The organism is Vibrio profundum, from assembly GCF_050337555.1.
Lineage (GTDB): Bacteria > Pseudomonadota > Gammaproteobacteria > Enterobacterales > Vibrionaceae > Vibrio > Vibrio profundum.
This window is the reverse complement of record NZ_JAKJTA010000021.1, coordinates 51,839-71,675: the sequence shown is the minus strand read 5'-3', so window position 1 is coordinate 71,675 and position 19,837 is coordinate 51,839. Positions and strand designations below refer to the sequence as shown.

17 protein-coding genes and 2 pseudogenes are annotated in these 19,837 nt (G+C 43.1%); 13 read left to right on the top strand and 6 right to left on the bottom strand.

Translation table 11 applies throughout. From position 1 onward, the window contains the following. The 6 genes and pseudogenes from L4C34_RS17435 to L4C34_RS17410 all read left to right on the top strand — a co-directional run. Positions 1-343, top strand: a pseudogene (locus tag L4C34_RS17435) (hypothetical protein); the annotation flags it as partial. Between the two features lie 51 nt (positions 344-394). Continuing rightward, positions 395-1,024, top strand: a complete 630-nt coding sequence (locus L4C34_RS17430; RefSeq protein WP_428790615.1) for an imm11 family protein — start codon at positions 395-397, stop codon at positions 1,022-1,024. Positions 1,025-1,342: 318 nt separating this feature from the next. Beyond that, complete coding sequence (locus tag L4C34_RS17425) at positions 1,343-1,756, top strand: imm11 family protein (RefSeq protein ID WP_428790614.1); 414 nt, start codon at positions 1,343-1,345, stop codon at positions 1,754-1,756. 338 nt (positions 1,757-2,094) lie between these two features. Then, complete coding sequence (locus L4C34_RS17420; RefSeq protein ID WP_428790613.1) at positions 2,095-2,577, top strand: YehS family protein; 483 nt, start codon at positions 2,095-2,097, stop codon at positions 2,575-2,577. A gap of 161 nt (positions 2,578-2,738) precedes the next feature. After that, positions 2,739-3,965: a DEAD/DEAH box helicase gene (locus L4C34_RS17415; RefSeq protein ID WP_428790612.1), complete on the top strand. Its 1,227-nt coding sequence runs from the start codon at positions 2,739-2,741 to the stop codon at positions 3,963-3,965. A 215-nt stretch (positions 3,966-4,180) separates the two neighbouring features. Then, positions 4,181-4,624, top strand: a complete 444-nt coding sequence (locus tag L4C34_RS17410; RefSeq protein ID WP_428790611.1) for a DoxX family protein — start codon at positions 4,181-4,183, stop codon at positions 4,622-4,624. 76 nt (positions 4,625-4,700) lie between these two features. On the opposite strand, the gene L4C34_RS17405 is transcribed toward L4C34_RS17410, so the two are convergent. Genes L4C34_RS17405 through pdhA form a run of 3 tightly spaced genes read right to left on the bottom strand, consistent with a single transcriptional unit; the run spans position 4,701 to position 7,934 of the window. Next, the gene (locus L4C34_RS17405) at positions 4,701-5,849 is read right to left on the bottom strand and encodes a dihydrolipoamide acetyltransferase family protein (RefSeq protein WP_428790610.1); all 1,149 of its coding nucleotides are present in this window, start codon (positions 5,847-5,849) and stop codon (positions 4,701-4,703) included. Next, positions 5,846-6,829: an alpha-ketoacid dehydrogenase subunit beta gene (locus L4C34_RS17400; RefSeq protein ID WP_428790609.1), complete on the bottom strand. Its 984-nt coding sequence runs from the start codon at positions 6,827-6,829 to the stop codon at positions 5,846-5,848. The genes L4C34_RS17405 and L4C34_RS17400 overlap by 4 nt, the downstream gene beginning before the upstream one ends. Beyond that, positions 6,822-7,934 carry a pyruvate dehydrogenase (acetyl-transferring) E1 component subunit alpha gene (pdhA, locus tag L4C34_RS17395; RefSeq protein WP_428790608.1) on the bottom strand — a complete coding sequence of 371 codons (1,113 nt, stop codon included), beginning with the start codon at positions 7,932-7,934 and terminating at the stop codon, positions 6,822-6,824. The genes L4C34_RS17400 and pdhA overlap by 8 nt, the downstream gene beginning before the upstream one ends. Before the next feature lie 824 nt (positions 7,935-8,758). Between pdhA and L4C34_RS17390 the strand changes: the two genes are divergently transcribed. From L4C34_RS17390 to L4C34_RS17375, 4 genes are all read left to right on the top strand, one after another. Beyond that, a complete protein-coding gene (locus L4C34_RS17390; RefSeq protein ID WP_428790607.1) occupies positions 8,759-10,396 on the top strand; it encodes a methyl-accepting chemotaxis protein in 1,638 nt (545 codons plus the stop codon). A gap of 331 nt (positions 10,397-10,727) precedes the next feature. Next, positions 10,728-11,972: a hypothetical protein gene (locus tag L4C34_RS17385; protein ID WP_428790606.1), complete on the top strand. Its 1,245-nt coding sequence runs from the start codon at positions 10,728-10,730 to the stop codon at positions 11,970-11,972. Positions 11,973-11,984: 12 nt separating this feature from the next. Then, entirely contained in the window at positions 11,985-12,866 is an 882-nt protein-coding gene (locus L4C34_RS17380) for a hypothetical protein (RefSeq protein ID WP_428790605.1), read from the top strand. Between the two features lie 44 nt (positions 12,867-12,910). Next, on the top strand, positions 12,911-13,597 hold the full coding sequence (locus tag L4C34_RS17375) for a pirin family protein (protein WP_428790604.1): 687 nt from the start codon (positions 12,911-12,913) through the stop codon (positions 13,595-13,597). A gap of 441 nt (positions 13,598-14,038) precedes the next feature. Here the strand turns inward: L4C34_RS17375 and L4C34_RS17370 are convergent. Beyond that, a pseudogene (locus L4C34_RS17370) lies at positions 14,039-15,018 on the bottom strand (IS110 family RNA-guided transposase). Between the two features lie 145 nt (positions 15,019-15,163). Between L4C34_RS17370 and L4C34_RS17365 the strand changes: the two are divergent. The 3 genes from L4C34_RS17365 to L4C34_RS17355 all read left to right on the top strand — a co-directional run bounded on the left by L4C34_RS17365 (position 15,164) and on the right by L4C34_RS17355 (position 16,916). Continuing rightward, complete coding sequence (locus L4C34_RS17365; RefSeq protein WP_428790603.1) at positions 15,164-15,580, top strand: hypothetical protein; 417 nt, start codon at positions 15,164-15,166, stop codon at positions 15,578-15,580. Positions 15,581-15,961: 381 nt separating this feature from the next. Next, positions 15,962-16,378: a hypothetical protein gene (locus L4C34_RS17360; RefSeq protein ID WP_428790602.1), complete on the top strand. Its 417-nt coding sequence runs from the start codon at positions 15,962-15,964 to the stop codon at positions 16,376-16,378. Positions 16,379-16,508: 130 nt separating this feature from the next. Further along, positions 16,509-16,916 carry a DUF7793 family protein gene (locus L4C34_RS17355; protein WP_428790601.1) on the top strand — a complete coding sequence of 136 codons (408 nt, stop codon included), beginning with the start codon at positions 16,509-16,511 and terminating at the stop codon, positions 16,914-16,916. A 578-nt stretch (positions 16,917-17,494) separates the two neighbouring features. Here L4C34_RS17355 and L4C34_RS17350 read toward each other — a convergent pair. Together L4C34_RS17350 and L4C34_RS17345 are read right to left on the bottom strand one after the other, a co-directional pair. Continuing rightward, a complete protein-coding gene (locus L4C34_RS17350) occupies positions 17,495-18,613 on the bottom strand; it encodes a tetratricopeptide repeat protein (protein WP_428790600.1) in 1,119 nt (372 codons plus the stop codon). 245 nt (positions 18,614-18,858) lie between these two features. Beyond that, positions 18,859-19,665 (bottom strand): SDR family NAD(P)-dependent oxidoreductase, encoded by an 807-nt coding sequence (locus L4C34_RS17345; protein ID WP_428790599.1) that lies wholly within the window; start codon positions 19,663-19,665, stop codon positions 18,859-18,861. Positions 19,666-19,837: the final 172 nt, after the last annotated feature.

Genomic DNA, 19,837 nt, shown 5'->3' with positions numbered 1-19,837 from the left:
GTTTCCAGCTATTATCGTGGATGAAAACGATAAATGGTATGAAGACTTTTATTACTTCAATGTCTATGAGCGATTAGATTGTGTCGATTTTGAGAATAGTGAAGTGGATGATTATGATCCAGATTCTATCATTGGTCAGGAAGTCATTAAATTCAAATTAAGAGCTGATGTACTAGAAAACATAGAAGAAGAGAGGAGGTTGATCGTCATGTTAGACGAAGTTGTTGAAGCTCCTTTACTGGTTCACCAAAAGTTGGTCGACCAATTGGTTCAATTTAATATTGAAGCCTTTACCTTCTATAAGCTCAGTGAGTATGAGCTTGGAATGGAGTTTAGAAGTTAATTAATAAGGCAGGCTAGCTCACCAACAATGTAACCTTGAGGCTATTTAGTTTTGGAGAAATTAGAAAATCAATATTATATGTTGCTACGTAATCCTAATCAAACCCCCTTTCTGGCATTGCGAGGCACAAAGGATGCGGGTCAACGGCGATATAAAATTAGACAGTTAGAGTATGATGATGGACCAGTGTTTTTCGAAAATGCATTAAAGGGAGAGATGCCATTTTACATAGGAAATGCGCAAATGGATGGTATTTTCCCTGTGGTTTCAGAAGAGATAGCTGAAGAAATTGGTCAATTAAAAATAGATGGATTTCAGCTATTTCCAGCCGTTATTGTTGGAGATGACGATCAGTGGCATGAAGCGTTCTATTTTTTTAATTGCTACAGAAAGCTAGATTGTGTCGATTTTTCAAGCAGCTTAGTAAGAAATTATGATCCAAATGACATAGTTGGTCATGAGGTCTTAAAGTATAAATTAAAGGAAGAAATGCTATTAGGTATTGAGGAAGAGAATCGACTGATTATCAAGTTAGACAATGTTGTAGGTGGAGCGATTATTGTCCATGAAAAACTCGTAAGCAAGCTCGAAAAGCATGATGTTGACGCCTTTTTATTCTATAAGCTTAGCGAGTATGAACTTGGGACAGAGTATAAAGGGCAACGCACTACCTGTGCTTAATCGTTGCCTTTATTGTATCTCTTCTAAGGTAATCTTCATGCAGGTTACCCTGATAACTCGAAGCTTATGATCGGTTGTACTATTAACGCTCCCGAATTATTTAGCAGTTGCTAGAGAGAAAGTTATGAGCAGTAGCTACGAAGAACAATATTATATTTTGTTAGATAACCCTAACCTTGATAGGTATCTTGAACTGAGAGGTATTAACGGTACAGGAAAAAGGCATTATAAAATTTGTAAGTTGGATCATGAAGATGGCCCGATTTTTTTGAGAACGCGTATAAAGAGGATATGTCGTTCGTATTAGGAAACGTTCAGATGGACAGCCTTTTTCCTGTGGTTTCAAAAGATATAGCACAAGAGTTGGAAGGCTACGCTATCGACGGGTTTCAGCTGTTTCCCTCCATCATTGTCGGTGATGATGGTACTTGGCACGAAGATTTTTACTTCTTTAATATTTACGAACGGCTCGATTGCATTGATTTTGAGAAGAGCCAAATCAGAAATTATAAACCAGACTCTCCAATGCATACTGTCCTTAGGTTTAAGCTAGATAGCGATGTACTTGATAGTATTGAAGAAGAGTCACGTTTGATCATTAATGCAGAAGACGTGATGTCTGGCGCATTACTTGTCCATGAAAGAATAGTGAGACATTTTAACAAATTCGATATTGATGCATTCCTGCTGTATAAGCTTAGCGACTATGAATATGGGATGGAATATAGATAGTTGAATGGTTATTTTGACGACACCTATATCTGGTTTCAGATAAATATAATGAATAATTTTTGGGACGTGTTGGTGTACAAGGTAGGGGGGGGATGGATCATGTTGATTAGCTTACGCCGATGTATCCGCATTTTCAGCCAACAGGCCTTGTGAGCTAGTTAATGAAATCTCACCGCAACAAGTGTGAGGCGAAGGTCTATTATGGAGTCAGAACGGCCATTCATGACAAAGGTCAGTGCAAAATAGATAGGCCGAGATTGCTCGTTATGTTAAGGTGCGCGCACTAACGAATCGCAAGTTATTTGAGCTTCGCAACTTATCAAATCTTAGGAACTATTTTGACTAATAACGACATATTACGCCGTATTCGCTACGCTTTTGATTTCAGAGATACTGCAATGGTGGAGATGTATGCTGCCGCCGATCATCAAGTTACGCGCGAACAGGTCGTTAACTGGCTTAAGAAAGATGATGATGCTAGCTATGTTAAGATGAGCGACACAGAATTAGCGATATTCTTAAATGGTTTGATCAATACTAAGCGTGGCAAGCGTGAAGGTGAGCAGCCAGCGCCGGAAGCTCGCCTGTCTAACAATATGATTTTCATGAAATTGCGTATTGCACTTAATATGAAAGCGGAAGATATTCTTGATACGCTTAAGCAAGCGGACTTTGCGTTGAGCAAGCACGAACTCAGCTCGTTTTTCCGAAAAGCAGATAACAAGCACTATCGAGAATGCAAAGACCAAATTTTGCGAAACTTCTTGATGGGTCTTCAGCGTCAACTTCGTCCTGAAGATACCTCAGAATACCAAGACTAATTCCAGTTTCCTTTCTTTGAGTGAACTTTGACCCAAACGTATTGGTTTACGTTTGGGTCGATTTTACTTTCGGGGCAATGCCTTAGCGCTGATTCGTTTCGCGAACAGGTTCGAACCTACGTATACTACAACATTCCTTATTCTCTTTTGATGTCATCATTATGCCCTTCTCTAAACTAAATCTAAGCACTGAGCTTACGGCCATTCTGGCTGGCCAGTTCAAATCTCCTACTGACGTGCAGACGCGCGCTATTCCAGCTCTACAGGCAGGCAGTGATGTCATTACCATCGCGCAGACGGGTAGTGGTAAAACCTTGGCGTATGGCTTGCCAATGATTGATAGTCTTAAAAAGTCGTTATCTCAGTCTCAGTCACTAATTTTGGTCCCTACACGTGAGCTGGCTGCGCAGGTTGCTCAAGCACTTGAGTGTTACCTAAGCGCTCTTGACCTGCGTTCTGTGGTGCTTTGTGGCGGAGTGGATAAAAGCGTTCAAGTTGAGCAACTACAAACGTCACCCGAGCTTATTATTGCCACTCCAGGGCGGTTACTTGATTTACTTAATGAAAAAGAGTTTGATGCCAGTAAATTAAGTAATGTGGTATTAGATGAAGCAGATCGATTGCTAGATTTAGGTTTTTGGCCCGATGTTCAAAAGATACATCAATATATACCGCGAAAACGACAGGTGGTCATGTTTTCGGCTACGTGGCCGGATGAGTTGGATGAAAAAGCGAATACTTTACTGAATTCGCCAGTTCAAATTCATGTCGATCCCGTTAACAGTGTGGTAGCGATAATTGAAGAAAAGCTGTATTTGGTCAACAAAGGCGCTAAAGCGAATGTTCTAATCCAGCAAGTCAAACTTCATCAATGGCAGCAAGTCTTGGTTTTCATTAGTGCCCGTGATAATGCCGATGCACTGGCTAAAAAGCTCAATAAAGCTGGAATTACCACTGCAGCTTTGCATGGAAATAAACCGCAGGCTGAACGCGAGCAAACGTTAGAAGACTTTAAGCAGAAGAGTATTCAAGTATTAATCTCAACGGATTTGCTGGCACGTGGGATTCACGTTGAGTTGCTGCCAGTTGTGGTCAATATAGATTTGCCTTCTCACCCTGAAGTGTATGTTCATCGAGTTGGTCGAACGGCCAGAGCTGGCGAGAATGGTCTGGCGGTTTCATTGGTTTCTCACAGCGAAACTGACCATTTACAAGCGATTCGTCATCTCACTGAGCGTGAATTACCACTTGAAGAGTTGGCAGAATTTCCGGTTACCGATAAGCCTTCCACTGGGCAAAGCAAGCGGGCTAAACGTGATAAACAAGCGAATAGGCGTACTAATACCAAAAGCAGCATCAAACAATTTAAGAGGCGAGAGAAACGGTAAAGCTAGACCCAATTGAATAGGGCAGGCCTTGAAGCGTTTCTTATTCAAGTTTTTCGAACAGGTCATGCAAATAATTCTCATTTTCTTCCCGTTGGATGTCTTTAAACTAGCTCTTAACAAGCAAAACTAGTTCTTAACAAGCAAAAGTAGCTCTTAACAACTACAAGTAGCCACTTGACGCTGAGATAGGCATTCAACATATTTGAGGAAGGACGATGAAAACACTGATTAGAAAACTTGCCACAACCAACGCTGGATACAGTGCACTGGTGTTACGCGTGCCAGTTGGCATTATCTTTATGGCCCATGGTTCGCAAAAATTATTTGGTTGGTTTGGTGGAGGCGGTCTTGAAGGTACAGCACATTGGATGGCGTCGATTGGGCTTAACCCGGGTCTTCTCATGGCCACATTATCCGGCGGTGCGGAGTTTTTTGGTGGTCTTGCTTTGTTATTGGGGCTTTTGGTTCGTCCTGCTGCTTTGCTAACGGGGTTTACTATGCTTATGGCTATTTTTTCGGTCCATATTGATCATGGCTTATTCTTATCGAACAATGGTTTCGAGTATGCGTTAGCCTTGTTGGCCGCAACAGTTTCATTGGCATTTTCTGGGGCCGGTACATTTGGCGTGGATAAAAAAATAGCCAGTCGCCGTATCTAAGCCAGTCTGCAACCATTAAAAAAAGCGGCGAATTCGCCGCTTTTTTGTTCTTTTAATTTTGTTATTTTAACCGAGTTTAGCTGCCTTTACGGTTTTGCAGGTGCTCTACTAACGTTTTCGCGAAACGAGCGGCTTCGCCGCCTGTACAGGCTCTGTGATCGAAAGTAATGGAGAGTGGCATGGCTTTAACCGCCACAGGTTTACCTTTCTGCATGATCACTTTTTCAATGATTCTGCCCGCGCCCACGATGGCCACTTGAGGTGGTGATACCACTGGAGTGGCATAAATTCCTGCAATAGCGCCAAAGTTTGAAAGGGTGATAGTCGCGTTTTGCAGCTGTTCGCGGCCGATCTTTCTTTCACGAATGCCTTTCGAGGTGGTGTTGACCCAATCACGAATGCCTTCTGCCTTAAATTCATCCGCGTGGCGCAGCACTGGCACATACAAACCGTGTGGGCTATCTACTGCAATACCAATATTTACCGCGCCGTGTACGCAGCGAGTCATGGTTTCTGCGTCAAACCAAGCGTTGAGCGCAGGCTCTTTTTTACATGCGTATACAATGGCTTGAATTAAGCGAGTCGTGATGTCTTCTTTAGGGGCCCAGTCTAAAAGCAGTGCTTCTTCTGTGAGCGTAACCGACGCGACGTTGTGATGTGATTCAGCCATGGTGTTGACCATGGTTCGTCTGGCACCTTTGAGCACTTCTGTTCCCGGAAGCTGCTCTTCACAGGCGCTATATACATCGGTGTCCATAATTAGGCCATCAGGTCCAGTCCCTTTGATTGCTTTGAGGTCTATCCCTAGCTCTTGGGCAAGTAACCGTGCCGACGGCAGCGCAGTAATCACGTTGTCTTGGGATCTCGTTTCATCGCTGCCGACCCAAAAATCATCAACGTTAACGTGATGGGCTTGGTGGGATACATTGCCAACCACTGTAGCGGCATCTTCTGTTTGGCGGGCTTTTACCGCCGTTTTTGCGCTTGCTCCTGTCTCTTCGATTTCTAGCAACAAGCTTCCGATATTCACAACATCACCTTCTTCACCGTGGCGGCTGATGATTTTTCCGCTGTAAGGGGCAGGGACTTCTACCATGGCTTTTGCCGTTTCAACGGTTAAGATAATTTGGTCAACTTCAACGGTATCACCGACATTGACGTGCCATTGAACCAGTTCTGATTCAGCTAAACCCTCACCTAAGTCTGGGAGCATAAACGATTTCATTTCCAACCCTCCATTAATTCTTTTGCTGCTACGACAATGTCATCTTCTTGAACCATGAAATAATCTTCATTTCGGTAATAAGGCATAATTGTGTCCATACCTGTGACGCGTTTCGGTGGTGCTTTTAATAAACACATTGCAGATTCGACGGTACGTGAGACGATTTCTGCGCCCACGCCACACGTTTTGCTTGCTTCATGGACGACGAGTAAACGGCCCGTTTTCTCTAGTGAATGCAAAATAGTGGCCATATCGATGGGTTTGATGCTAGCTAAGTCAATCACTTCAGCTTCAATGCCCATTGATGAGAGCTTATTAGCGGCTTGCAACGATTCAACGACACAAGCTCCCCAAGTAACGATGGTGAGATCGCGTCCTTTACGTAGAGTGAAACAGGTATCGAGTGGGAGTGCTTTGCCATTATCTTCCACATTGGATTTCACGGTGCGATAGATGCGTTTCGGTTCAAAGAACATCACTGGATCGTTACTGCGAATAGAAGCGAGTAACAGACCATAGGCACGTTGTGGTGAAGAAGGAATCACGACGCGAAAGCCAGGAATATGCGCAAATAAGGCTTCAATACTTTCAGAGTGATGTTCTGGAGCGTGAATACCTCCACCAAATGGTGCTCGGAACACGGCAGGACAGGTTAGGCGGCCGCGAGTTCGGCTACGCATTCTTGCGGCGTGGCACATGAGATGTTCCATGGCCGGAAACACAAATCCTTGAAATTGGAATTCTGCGACTGGTCGAAGTCCTTGTGTGGCCATGCCGACGGCAACGCCGCCAATCAAAGCCTCAGCTAGCGGCGAATCAATCACACGTTTCAAACCGTGTTTTTCTTTGAGGCCGACGGTGGCGCGAAATACTCCGCCGTTTTCTCCAACATCTTCACCCAATACGACGACTTTGGAATCGTGCTCCATTTCGTGGTGCAAGGCGAGGTTAACTGCTTCTACTAAAGTCATTTCAGCCATGTTTTTTTCCTCCTTGCATTCTCATTGCTTTGTTGATGATGTGGTCTCGTTGGCTTTGTAGATCTTGATCAGGGGTTTCGTAGAGGTAATCAAAGGCGGTTTCTGGCGCTTGTACCGGTGTATCAATATATTTTGCGACGGCTTTTTCCACCTCGGATTTACAATGGGCGAGCCACTGCTCTTCTTGTTGATCCGACCAAGCGCCTTGGTTAATTAGGTATGCTTTTAAACGGCGAATAGGTTCAAATATCCATGCTTGATGAAGTTCATCTTCACTACGGTAGCGAGTGGCATCATCGGCAGTAGTATGGTCGCTAAGGCGGTAACTTACGGCTTCAATAAGAGTTGGGCCTTTACCTTTTCGCGCTTTATCTAGTGCCGTAAATATGGCGTCGTACATCGCAACCACATCGTTGCCATCCACAGTGATGCCAGAGATGCCAGCGCCTTTTGCTTTTTCAGATAGGAAATCTGCCGCGCACTGTAGACGGCGCGGAACTGAAATCGCCCATTGGTTGTTGTTCACTACAAATACAAGAGGGATGTTCCAAGTACCAGCGCAGTTTATGGATTCAAGGAAGTCGCCTTTTGATGTTGCACCATCACCACAAGTAACCAGTGATGCTTTGTGATTACCTTCAATTTTCAGTGCGGAGGCAACGCCAACGGCATGGGTACATTGTGTGGCAATTGGTACACAGAAAGGGAGATCTCGGCAGTGAGCATGATGCGCATCATCGCCACTTTCTTGTGGATAGAAATCGCTGCCGCGTTCGTCGCCACCCCAATATTGGAGGTTTTTCTCCATTGGAATCCCACGGACCCACATAGCAGGCATATCGCGGTAGTAGGGAACAAATACATCATCGGGGTTGAGTGCGCGACCAACGGCAATGCCGATGGCTTCTGAGCCTAAGTGAGAAGGGTATGTACCTAATTTCCCAGTACGTTGCAGTGCGACTGCCTTGTTGTCGTAGACCCGAGTAATCACCATATCGCGATAAAACTGCGTTAAGGTTGCTAGGTCCGCCCATGCTGGGAGTTGCCCTATGGGAGTACCATGATGATCAATAAATCGATGCATGGGTAATGCCTGTACATTCATCTCTCGCTCCTTGTGGTGCAACGCTTGCTAAAGCTGATAACACCGAGGTTTCACATTAAAGATCGTACTGAGATTTGTGCTAATGGAATATCGCGCCTAACTGGTTGTTTACCGGAATACAATTCTGAAAATGTAAGCCGCGATACGTTTTTTAGCTGCAAACCTCTTTTTATTTAGTGATGGATCTGGGTAAACCCGACACTATTAATTGTAATCAAAATGTTAACCCTTGCCGGAAGTCGGTAATGTGAGATAAGTAAAATAAAGCTTACAGTGGGTAAAAAACAGACGAAAGTATCGCGTTTAAAAACTGGTCAGACCGCCGTTTGAAGAATATCACTGCTTTAGATCGTAATTGTAACCGATTATTATGCGGCCTTGCTGTTTTAAAGTAGTGATTATGTTTGGTTATTCTAGTTTTTATAGACTTTTGTCTTATAGCTCGCCGACTGATAAGCGTTTGATACGGAGATATCAAAGAGAGTTTTTGGCGAAGTTTCAGGATAGGTAACCGCCTTAATGTGTCATTTCTATAGGGGCACTATTTTGGTCAGTAGTCTTACTTGTTAGCGATCCCCGTTCCATTTTAAGCTGCAGTGCACTTGCTTACCCTAACCACACTTGATGTCAGAGATATATTTGCCTCAAAGTGTCTTTGCCCTTATGGAATGACAATTTAATTATCATAAATATCAATAATAAAGATAATTTAACCCAATGCATGATTTCGGGCTTTATGGATTGGAAGGCTATCATTCAGCTGCTAAGTTAATGTGACAAGATTAAGAATAATCATATTAATAATAGAGGCTAGGATTCCCGACATGACTAAAGGTAAATTGAACCGAATATCCATTGCCGCAAGGATTTGGATAATACTCTTGCTGTTTGCTATTGCATTATTTACTAGCGTAATTTTTGATGCGAGAAGTACTCAAAAACTGATGCAAAGCAATTATGAGCGTGGGGTAACTAATCTCGTTGTGAGTGCTCGTGGGATTGCTGAGCAATACTATCAGTTGAGTGTTGAAGGAAAGATTCCACTAGCACAGGCGAAGAGCGAGGCACTCGAAGCGATCTCAGCGATGAGATTTGATGGTGGTAACTATATTTTTGTGATCGACAAAAATGGAGTAGAAATTGCCACTCCCATAAAATCTTTGCTGGGCAAAAATGTTATGGCGTTAAAGGATTCGGAAGGTAAGTCGTTTGTTGTCGATCTTTTTACAACAGCCCAAAGTGGTGGTGGATTCGTAGACTATACGTGGAAACAACCGAACAGTGATACGGTTCAACCAAAAAGGACTTATGTTGCTCAATTTAAAAATTGGGGTTGGGTTATCGGTAGTGGGATGAATATGGTTGCTTTAGCTGGCGATGTGCAAAGTGCCAAAGTGAGTTCATTTCAACGCGCGGGCATTATCTGTATCGTTTTTGCTGTGGTGCTGTGCTTCTTTATTAAATCCATTACTGCTCCATTAAGAAAGACAGTGGCTGCGATGAGAAACTTGTCGAAAGGGGAAGGCGATCTTACTCAGAGATTAGCGGAGGAAGGTAGCCCCGAGCTAGTGGCATGTTCCAGAAGTTTTAATCAGTTCGTGGAGTCTATTCAAAATACAATGAAGAGCATTAAAGATGTTGGCGATCATGTGTCATCTTCGACTATTCAAATGTCTGATTCCATTAGAAATATTGATTATAGCTTAGGTCGACAGAAATCAAATGTTGATGAGCTAGCGATGTCTATGAACGGTATGCTGGCAACGGTAGAAGAGGTGACGGCACGTACAGTCGAGGCGAATGAAGCGAGTAGTATGGCTATGGCTGAAGCTCAGAACAGCCAAAGTATAATTCAAGAAAATGTCTCTGAATCTGGATTGCTTTCAGAAGAAATTCGCGGCGCGAGTGACGTGGTGACTAAGCTTTCGGAAGATGCAAGGAACGTCGATACAGTGTTAGAAGTGATTCGGGGAGTCGCGGAGCAAACGAATTTATTGGCCTTGAATGCGGCGATTGAGTCAGCTCGTGCTGGTGAGCAAGGACGAGGGTTTGCGGTTGTTGCCGATGAAGTTAGAACTCTTTCCGTACGTTCACAAGAATCGACCATCGAGATTCAAAATATCATTGAAAAGCTCCAACGAGATGCTGAGCAAGTGGCGAATGCTATGAATAGCGGTGCTAAGCGGGCTGTCGATGCGTCAGCATTATCGAATCAAGCCGGAGAAGCGCTGAATAAAATTGACGGAGAAGTAAGAAAAATAGAGCAAATGAATCGTTATATTGCACAAACATCTGAAAATCAAACGCTAACGGTGACAGACGTCAATCAGAATGTGGAAAGCTTGCGAGAAATGTCGGCCAGTGTTTCATCTGAATCCTCACAAATGGCGAATGCAAGTGAAGATCTGAAACAGTCTTCAGAGAAGCTTGTGCATATGATTTCTCGTTTCAAAATTGCTTGATTGCTTGATTGCTTGATTGCTTGATTGCTTGATTGCTTGATTGCTTGATTGCTTGATTGCTTGTCCAATTACAACGAAATATAGCCCGTTAAGAGTTCCAACATACAATTGACCTCCACGCTGACAAAGTTAACAAAGCAGTTCAGAATGAAAATGTCTGAACTGCTTTAACATTTCCCCAGACGTCAAATGACTCTATTGCATTGCTTCTATTTAGCCCCCTAATTCAACCACAACAGGGAGGGTTAATAATCTGGCAGGTGAAGAGCGTTCTGCTACTATTTTAAGATGAAAATTTTGTAACTTAGCATTCACTTTGTGAGAGGGTGAAATGGAATTGACTAAAAGTTTTTTTTACTTGCAGGTGTTTACATTGGTAACAATGGTGAGTTTTTCTGCTAACGCAGGAGATATGCCTTTGTCAGCGACTGTTCTTGAATTTGCTGGTGATAATACATTATTGGTTGCGGATTCAGATGGTGGGCAAATCATTGCTTATCGTTTGCCGGATGTTAAACCTGCTAAAGCTTCCGTAAGTTATAATCTTACAGCCTTTGACAAGCAGCTCTCCAAGTTTATTGAGGTGGACAGGGAAGCCATCACTTTTCAAGACATGGTCATTCACCCTGTGAGTAAAAAAGCGTATATATCTCTAATGATTAATGATGATGGCAAGCGAATACCGGCTATTGTCAGCGTGGATCCTGCAGGAAACCTTTCTAGAGTTGAGCTCTCTGGACTGGAAGACAGCCGTATAAAACTCAAGGATACAGCCAAAGACAAAGTGACGTTTTGGCGCGATATTCCGGCATCTTCTCTCAAGATCACCGATCTCGATTATACTAATGGCTATATTTATGTATCGGGCTTATCTACTGGAGAGTTTGCGTCGACACTCCGAAAAATTCCTTTTCCGTTCAAAGACGGGAAGGAAGGTATTTCACATATTGCTATTTATCATACCGTTCACGATCAAATAGAAACGCGAGCTCCGATTAGAGCGATGACCGTTATGAATATTGATGGCGAACAAACCGTTGTTGCGGCGTATACCTGTACTCCACTCGTTACTATTCCTGAATCATCTCTGACCGATGGCAGCCATGTTACAGGCAAGACTATCGCAGAGCTTGGTTACGCTAATCTCCCTTTAGACATAGTTCAATTTGTTGCTATGAATGAACATCAAAAACAAGAAGAATTTATATTGGTTGTTAATAAGGAACGTAGCGCCGATCTGATTCGACTGGAAGATATTAAGAAAGCGATGAAAGAGGAAGGGCTGTCGAAGCCTATAATGTGGAACAAAGCCGGCCTGAAAACTCGACCGATTCCATTGGCTGGTGTGTTACATATTGCTGATCAAGATCAGCAATTTTTAACTGGCTTACGACGGGATATCTTTACGGGGGGAGTGGAACTGGTTTCGTTCCGTAAGGGAGTATACTTTCGCTTGAGTGATTTTATTAGCGAATACAACTTCCCCGATTATAAGTACCCGAAAGATCAGAAAATGATCAAGGGTATACAAAATATGCTTAAAACTGATGCGGGTTATAAAGATCTGGTTCGGTAGCTGGGAGTTAGCGTGACAATATTAGTTAAGCAACTGTTTGGGTTATTGCTTTTTCTCGTTGCGTCGTTATCTTTGGCAGGAGGATATAGCTGCGAAACAGAAAATAAAGTGTCAGTTGTTTATCCATCAGGAAGTGTGCTCCCAGAAAACCTCTTGAGGTTTTATATTTACTTTGATCAACCAATGCACCGAGAAGGGGTTTTATCCTCAGTGTATCTTGCGAAAACGGATGGCTCTCGACTGTCTGGTGTGTTTTTAGAGAATAAGTTTAACTTGTGGAGTGAAGATGGCCGGCGCCTCACGCTTATATTTAACCCCGGACGTGTTAAGCAAGGATTAAATGCTCATAGAACATTCGGAAGAGCTTTGACAGGCGGGGATAATTATCAACTGGTTGTTGAGTCAAAAACGAAAGATCTACGCGGGTGTCACTTAGCTGAGACTTACCGCAAACACTTTTTGGTCTCGAAAGCGGACCACGAAAAGCCAGATATACGCAGCTGGAAACAAAACCAGATACAGAAATATACCAAAGATGTACTTAAAGTAACCCTCAACGGCAGTCAAGACCATGTTTCATTGGCATATGGTCTTCGAGTAAAACGTTCAGATGGAACAATTGTCGCAGGGCGAATTGGTTTATCTGAACACGAAGCTGAATGGCAGTTTTTTCCTGATAACGCTTGGCGGGATGAAGATTACTACTTAGCCATCCAACCGAATTTTGAGGACTTAGCAGGAAATCGAACTTCAAATTTATTCGACCAACCCTTGAAGAGCAAAACGGAGACAGCGCCTGTACTTAGTTGCGCGATAAATTTCTATGAATCAAATAAAGCGCTAAGCTCGATTCCTGCTGAGTTTGCGCTTAGATGCCCCCATAAGATGCTTTAGAAAGGGTATGGAATAGTTAAATTAACCTCGAATAAAGGAGTCGAATGATGAACCATTCAGAATTAAAGGTTATCAACAAAAGTGATATCTCATTGGGTGGGTTTGCTGGGATTGTTGAGACACGGATGGTAATGAGTCCAAATGTATGGCCTGAAGCAGGCGGGAACCCTCAAATTAACCATGGTTTGGGTGATTTTATTTATCTTGCAAATGGTTATTTTAAGCCTAATGAAGGAGTGCCAATTCACCCACATCGCGATATAGATATTGTTAGCTTAATGTTGAGCGGAACAATTGGTCATAAGGGGACTCTGGGGGACGGGACGGTAATCCAAAGCCCGGGTGTTCAGGTGCAGAGAGCTGGAACAGGAATGGAGCATTCAGAGTTTAATGTTACAGACGTTAACGCTGATATCATTCAAATGTGGTTTTTACCTCCCGAACAAGGGCTAACGCCAGATTACAAAGACTATAAGTTGAGTACTCAAAAGATGACGACTGTGCTTGGCGGGGACGGAAACGATACTTTTGATAGCAATATGGTGTGTCAAGTTGGGTTTGTCGGCCCAAATGAGCAGGTTGTTTGTGACGTCCCTTTTATTGCTTTAGTGACACAAGGGCAAGCCAGGGCCAATATGGTTGAGGTTCGGGAAGGGGACCTTATACAAGGTGACGCGCTAGAGCTCTCATCGGAGCAAGGGATTGGTTTAGTACTCATTTATTCAAACTAGCCACAATGCCTTTGGCAGAGCGGCGGCTCAGAGATAATATGTGCTAATTTAGATAATAGATACTAATTTAGATCACAGCGTTGAGTCGCTTTTGAGGAGTTATTCCCGAGTCGTTAAAAGTGCCGTGCTTTTTCCTAGATTGCTTTTCTCTTCTGGAAGCAAAAACCTCAGTAGTATTGCCGTAACTCCGCCACTTGTAACCGCATGCCCCAATATATGGTACGTCCCGTTATTGCAAGTGAAGTTCAAGATAACGGGCTGATTTGCGCTAATATATTCAGAGTCTATTAGAGACTGTCATTAGTCTCAGCTCTAGGATGAGGTGTGCGCCAGACTGTCCTCACAAAACTAAAAGCATATTACGTTGCTGTTTGGGGCAACAGGTCTTCAATCTGGTGGTCTAACCGTTGTGTCATCTTTTATTCTCTTTGCAAATTCTGATTATGCTCTTACTTCAAMGCACTGTTTATTAACGARAATAKCCCACGCTATACGTGCGATCTTGTTAGCGAGAGCCACCACTGCAACGTTAAATGGTTTGCGTTTCTTAAGTTCAACAAGCCATGAACCAAAGTATTTTTCGACCGATTTATCTCGCCAGAGTATTGACCTAGCAGCATGGATAAACAGAGTTCGTAGCTCTTTATTTCCTCGCTTTGATATCCCGAGTAATGTCGTTTTACCGCCCGTAGAATATTGGACAGGAAYAAGCCCTATCCATGCTGCAAAGTGTCGTCCATTCTTGAAGTCATGCGGATCACCCACCGAAGATAGGCAAGCACTCGCGATCACTGGACCAATACCAGGGACACTTTGCAAGTGCGTCATTTGCTCATTGTCTGCAAGAATTCTTTCGACCTTTTCGGCTTGGGTGTTTATACGAACATTGAGGTACTGATAGTGCTCGTGTAGTTCACTGAGTTCAAAAATYATCAAAGGCGGAAGGTGTTGATTTTTATCCACTAACCATTGGAACAAGTTTTTCATGCTGGCGTGTCCTTTTGGCAAGCTGATCCCGAATTCTAGGAGAATAGAGCCGATTCGATTCATACAAGCAGTCCGCTCTCTAATATATCCACAGCGAATTTTTCGAATAGTACAAATCACTTGAGCTGATTCAGTTTTGGCTGATGTAAACCTCATCGTAGGTCGAGAAGCCGCTTCAGCAATAGCATCGGCATCAATGAAGTCGTTTTTATTTGTTTTAACGTAAGGTTTCACGTATTGAGGAGGGATCAACTTAGCTGTGTGACCATATTCAGCACACTTTCTAGCTAGCCAATGGGAGCCGCCACATGATTCCATTGCGATAATTACAGGCTCATGGAAAGATAAAAATTCGAGGAGCTTTGGCGAGTAAACTTCTTCTTAAACAATTGATGCCCAGACTGGTCGTGACCAAAACTAGTGGTACAGGTCATCGGGACCTTTATTGAGCGAGAGTATTACGCTTAAGTCAACGGATTGGCGCCATGACCTACATACCAGCCAAGTTCTACTCTGTAGGTTAAAGCTGTCTATACTAGTTAAATTACTACGAGAGTACTTTTCATCTAGGAGAAAAATATGACAAAGAGAAATATCCACGGACTGTGGAGTATGGACTTCGAAGATAGAATTCTTCATAGCAAACTACACGGAGCCGCAAATGAAGAAGCTTGCTTAGTCTGGCGTGAGCAATTACAAGACAAGCTGTTATCTTCACCTGAAGGAGACAAAACACCTTGGGTTAGTATAATCGATACCAGTGGTGATTGGGACGGTTTCACTGTCGAGTCTTGGCCAGTTATCAATGACACAGTCGTTTGGCAAGCTGAACATAATTGCGCCTTAATTGTTGTTGTTATCACTAAGGAGTTGCATAATTTCACGCACCAAAAGTATGTTAGTCATCATGAGATTATAACAGCTGCCAATAGCCACGAAGAAGCCTACCAAATCTGTATTGATAAACTTGCAGAAGTAACCAGTCGCAACACTTGATTGTTGATTTATATAATCATTTATCTTTCCTGTTCAAAGGCACCTCCATATATTTTCCCTAAATAGCTGAATTTCCAGTTATGACGCCAAGTGGTTGAGTTAGGTCGTGACTCCAATTAGTTGAACTGATAGTAATATTCTCGTTCTATGAAAGTCCCGATCACCTTATCGAGCATAGCTTTTGACTTAGGGAAGCCTAATGGTTTTTGGGGAGGGTTACGACAGTGATTTTGCCCCAAACGTACTTACGTTTATTTCTTGGATTTGAAGGTAGGGTGGATTTTCCCCTAATCAGATGTCATTTAAAAAGTTTCCCTTCGTGTACGGACTTCGGACGTTAGCTATACTGGTATGAGTCAGTTTTTATAGAGCGAGGCAAGAATGACAGAAAGAAACGTTCATGGCGAATGGCGATTGAGTTTTGAAAATAGAATACTTCTTACCCAAGTCTCTGGATCAACTAACTCAGAAGCAGTTAAAGCATGGTTGAAAGAAGCTATAGATCTCGTTGATTCTTCACATTTTGGATTGGAGTCAGCATGGGCTGTGTTAGTGGATGCTAGTGACTGGGGAATGTCTCCAGGGGACTCTTGGGAGGCTCATAATATAATGGTAGTTGAACTAGAAGAAAATAACTGTCAGATCTTTGCGGTCGTTTTCTCAAAGAAGATACACGAATTTTCGTTAGAACAAGGGTTTCAAGATAAAGGAATGGTGCAACTCTTTCACAATTACGATGAGGCTTATCAAGCCTGCCTAGATAAGCTATCTGAAGTTGAATACCAGATAAAGAAGTAGTTGCCCAAAGTAATCTAGCCCAATACGATCGTCGACTCTTTAGTCGCTGTATCTTAATGGTTACGCATGACGCGAGCTCTTCTATACTGTAGATATCCTCAAATTCTCTCTGACACTGAATACTTTGCCAATGAAAAGAAACGCGCACGGGACTTACAATATAAAATCGGCTCTTTTTGAAGAAAACATAATGGTCATTGAGTTTTTTGACCAATGGAATATTGAAACAGCTCGCGAGTGCGTAGAAGAATGCTTGTCTACAGCAAGAAGTCGGTTTCCTAGCCAGAAGTGGTGTAGTTTAGTTGACTATAGGCATTGGGGACTATGTACTCCTGAAGTAATGGAGTATTTTAACGAAATGGTTCCACAGTTCGCCCAATCACATCTAACCTATCAAGCAGTGCTACCCAACAATCAGATTCAAAGTATGATTGTTGATGGTTATAGTGAAATTGTTCAAGACACGGTCACAACAAAATACTTTCAGAGTGAGCAGGAAGCTTTGTCTTGGTTGAGGAAAAAAAGAGAAAATCAATAATACTGCTGAGAGCCACCAGATACCGTTTGCTCTTTTTATTTTTTGCTTCGGCTTGTAATATCAATGCAGTCCAACATTGACCTAGAAAACCTTCCAGCGCAATATGTTCTGGTCAACGCCAACTGTTCACTTTTCTAAAGGGGTTTTCAAACTCAGCGGGCGATAACATCCGTTTTGCCATATTTCTCTTAAAAACGATCAAACTTTAGCTGAAGGCATGACCAAAACAGTCATTTTTAGCGCGTGTTAGTAAAATCAAACTAGCACGCTTAGTTCATGAATAAGCATAAAAGTGATCAGACTTTTGTGTACTTTTCTGGCTCTATGGAAATGGTATTTCACCTAAAAACGATCAAACTCTAGCTGAAGGAATGGCTAAAACTACCAGTTTTAAGGGTAAAAGCGATCAAACAATAATACAGGCGAGCGGTGAGCTGACGATGGAGTGTAGTCGAAATTTAAAAGGAAAGGGATTGATTAATCAATAAACTAGAGCCTAGAGCCTAGAGCCTAGAGACAGTGGTGAGTGTAGACATAGCTTCTCCACCATCCCCATTGCAGCGTAGCTGTTATGTTCCTCAGGTGATGTCAGGTTGGTTGGAACCAAGTTCTTGATCGGGGTCTTCTGTGCTAGCCTCGGGGGATTGTCCTATTTCTTCGCCACTTTCTAAAAAGGGCACGGATCGATTATAAAGTCGGTTAAGAGCTTTGATGATTGAATGCGTGCTGATTGCTTTGGCTTCTATCTTTTTTATCATGGGCTTAGTGATTTTCTGTAAGCCGACAATGATATCGACACTAATCTCCGCAGAGACTTCATCTCTCAGTATTTTAGCGGGCTCGTTATGGAAGTGAGCTGCTATAAATAACCAAATGTAGGCAATTGCGGTACCATTTGATGTATAAAGGTTCTTCCAAGCTTCCCCGGCAGCCAGCATCGCTGTGACATCACCTTTTTCAGCTGCGCGTTCTAACCAATACACACCTTTGTCATGATTTGGCTCAGTGCCGATTCCTTTCAAATAGCACTGACCGAGTTTGATTCTGCCAGCATTGCTTTTCAGTTGGGCAGCTTGTTCATACCAATTGATAGCTTGACGGAAGTTTTTCCCGTTGTTCTTTGGTGAGGAGAACCAATCTCCCAAAAAGATAATCGCATCGATATTTTTCTCCTGTGCGGCCTCCTGGATTAGCTTGATTGCTTTGGGAATATTTTTGCTAGCGCCGCGCCCATGAAAATAAGCAAGCCCAACTTGGAATATCGATGGTACGTCCCCTTCTTTGGCCTTGATATTTAACTGCCAGAAGCGAGACGATTCTTTCGCAACCATATCATTGGGCATTCGCTTGCTTAGCCTTACAACCCCGTGCATTCCGGCAATGTTGTCGAGCTCCGCCGCCTTGAGATACCAATGTAATGCTTCTTTGATAGCTTTCCGATTGGCGTTTTTAAGGCTTGTTCTTTCTGCTTCCTTAGCGAAATATAAGATGGTTGGTAGGTCACCGTGGGAGGCTTTCTTTAGTCGGTCTTCATACTCCGTTTTTTTACTTTCTTCGAGTGCTTTGAGGTAGGCAATTTCCCGGCGTTTTTTCTCTTGCTCCTCTCGCTTTGTTCGTGCTGCCAACATCAGCATCCACATGAACGCCAAAATAAATAGTAAACCCGTTACCCCTACAGCTATCCCTAATATATTCATTTACACTTATTCGTTCATATTGTCGGCATTTCCATGCGGAGTTTTAATGTTTCGATCAATTTCTAAGTTTACTACCAAGCATAGTTTAGACTCATGGAGGGGGTAACTGTATTTGCCATAGAGCTCACAGCAGTGAGCCCTTAGGGTTGACGGTGTAGCCGGTCGTGACTCCAACCCGTTGATATATGGTACAATCACATGTTTGGGGAATAACCATGATCACACTTTAATGTCTTCCGGTTGAATCACTTTTTCATCGCTTTTTCCATCATCTTACCGCCAAACTTGACCGCTCCCAATACGCTGGAGAAATGCTTGGTCATGAAGAACATGATCTTATTTTTTTTGCTAGGGACGACCAGCGCTTTACAGCCGAGCCCTTCAAGTGCTTCTTTCGCGACAGCTTCAGGGCTGATGACGCTGAGTGGAACTTTAGATAAATCGTAATCGTTGGCGACACTGTCAATCATCGGTGTGTCAGTTGGACCTGGGGCCAAAACCATGACATCAACACCGTGTTTTTTCATCTCCCAATGCATGGCCAGCCCTAAGTTCGTGACGTAAGCTTTTGTGCCACCGTAGTTGGCAAAATAAGGAGCAGGCATAAGCCCATAGAGGCTTGAGACAAACATAATGCCGCCTTTATTTCGTTTTGCGAGCACGTTAGAAAAATGGTGACCGAGTCGAAAAACAGAGGCGACATTAATCTGAATCATATCTAATTCGTGTTTCAGATCGAGTTCAATCGCTGTGCCATGGGTTTCGACGCCAGCACAGGGTATAAAGAGTCCAATGTCTGAGTCAGAGGTTGCCGTGATGATTTTTTCACAATCTTCGGCAATAGTTAGATCGGCCGGAATGATTTTTACTTCTACGCCGTAGGCTTGTTGCAATTCATCCGCTTTTTTTTGTAACGATTGCTCACTTCTGGAGACAAGAAAAAGGTTCACCCCTTTTTCAGCCACTTGATCGGCCAGTGCAGCGCCAATACCTGAGGTCGCACCTGTAATCACACCCCAAGGCCCATACTGGGTAACGAAATGATTGTTCATTATTATATTCCTTTAGTTAACCAATTGATCTGCACATATATTTGAATACGCACACATTTGTTTCCTGTGAGGGTTATGCCTGCCTTTGTGCAGCCATAGTGACCGTCATTCGTGTTTTGAAAAAGCGACAGAATACAAGCCGCGCCGCAGTGTATTAAAGTCCATAAGTTGA

Bases quoted from the DNA above. Each gene is read 5' to 3' on its own strand.
- L4C34_RS17360 (WP_428790602.1), top strand. From the start codon at position 15,962: ATGACAGAAAGAAACGTTCATGGCGAATGGCGATTGAGTTTTGAAAAT.
- L4C34_RS17375 (WP_428790604.1), top strand. From the start codon at position 12,911: ATGATGAACCATTCAGAATTAAAGGTTATCAACAAAAGTGATATCTCA.
- L4C34_RS17365 (WP_428790603.1), top strand. From the start codon at position 15,164: ATGACAAAGAGAAATATCCACGGACTGTGGAGTATGGACTTCGAAGAT.
- L4C34_RS17410 (WP_428790611.1), top strand. From the start codon at position 4,181: ATGAAAACACTGATTAGAAAACTTGCCACAACCAACGCTGGATACAGT.
- L4C34_RS17355 (WP_428790601.1), top strand. From the start codon at position 16,509: ATGAAAAGAAACGCGCACGGGACTTACAATATAAAATCGGCTCTTTTT.
- L4C34_RS17400 (WP_428790609.1), bottom strand. From the start codon at position 6,829: ATGGCTGAAATGACTTTAGTAGAAGCAGTTAACCTCGCCTTGCACCAC.
- L4C34_RS17385 (WP_428790606.1), top strand. From the start codon at position 10,728: ATGGAATTGACTAAAAGTTTTTTTTACTTGCAGGTGTTTACATTGGTA.
- L4C34_RS17345 (WP_428790599.1), bottom strand. From the start codon at position 19,665: ATGAACAATCATTTCGTTACCCAGTATGGGCCTTGGGGTGTGATTACA.
- L4C34_RS17350 (WP_428790600.1), bottom strand. From the start codon at position 18,613: ATGAATATATTAGGGATAGCTGTAGGGGTAACGGGTTTACTATTTATT.
- pdhA (WP_428790608.1), bottom strand. From the start codon at position 7,934: ATGAATGTACAGGCATTACCCATGCATCGATTTATTGATCATCATGGT.
- L4C34_RS17425 (WP_428790614.1), top strand. From the start codon at position 1,343: ATGGACAGCCTTTTTCCTGTGGTTTCAAAAGATATAGCACAAGAGTTG.
- L4C34_RS17415 (WP_428790612.1), top strand. From the start codon at position 2,739: ATGCCCTTCTCTAAACTAAATCTAAGCACTGAGCTTACGGCCATTCTG.
- L4C34_RS17390 (WP_428790607.1), top strand. From the start codon at position 8,759: ATGACTAAAGGTAAATTGAACCGAATATCCATTGCCGCAAGGATTTGG.
- L4C34_RS17405 (WP_428790610.1), bottom strand. From the start codon at position 5,849: ATGAAATCGTTTATGCTCCCAGACTTAGGTGAGGGTTTAGCTGAATCA.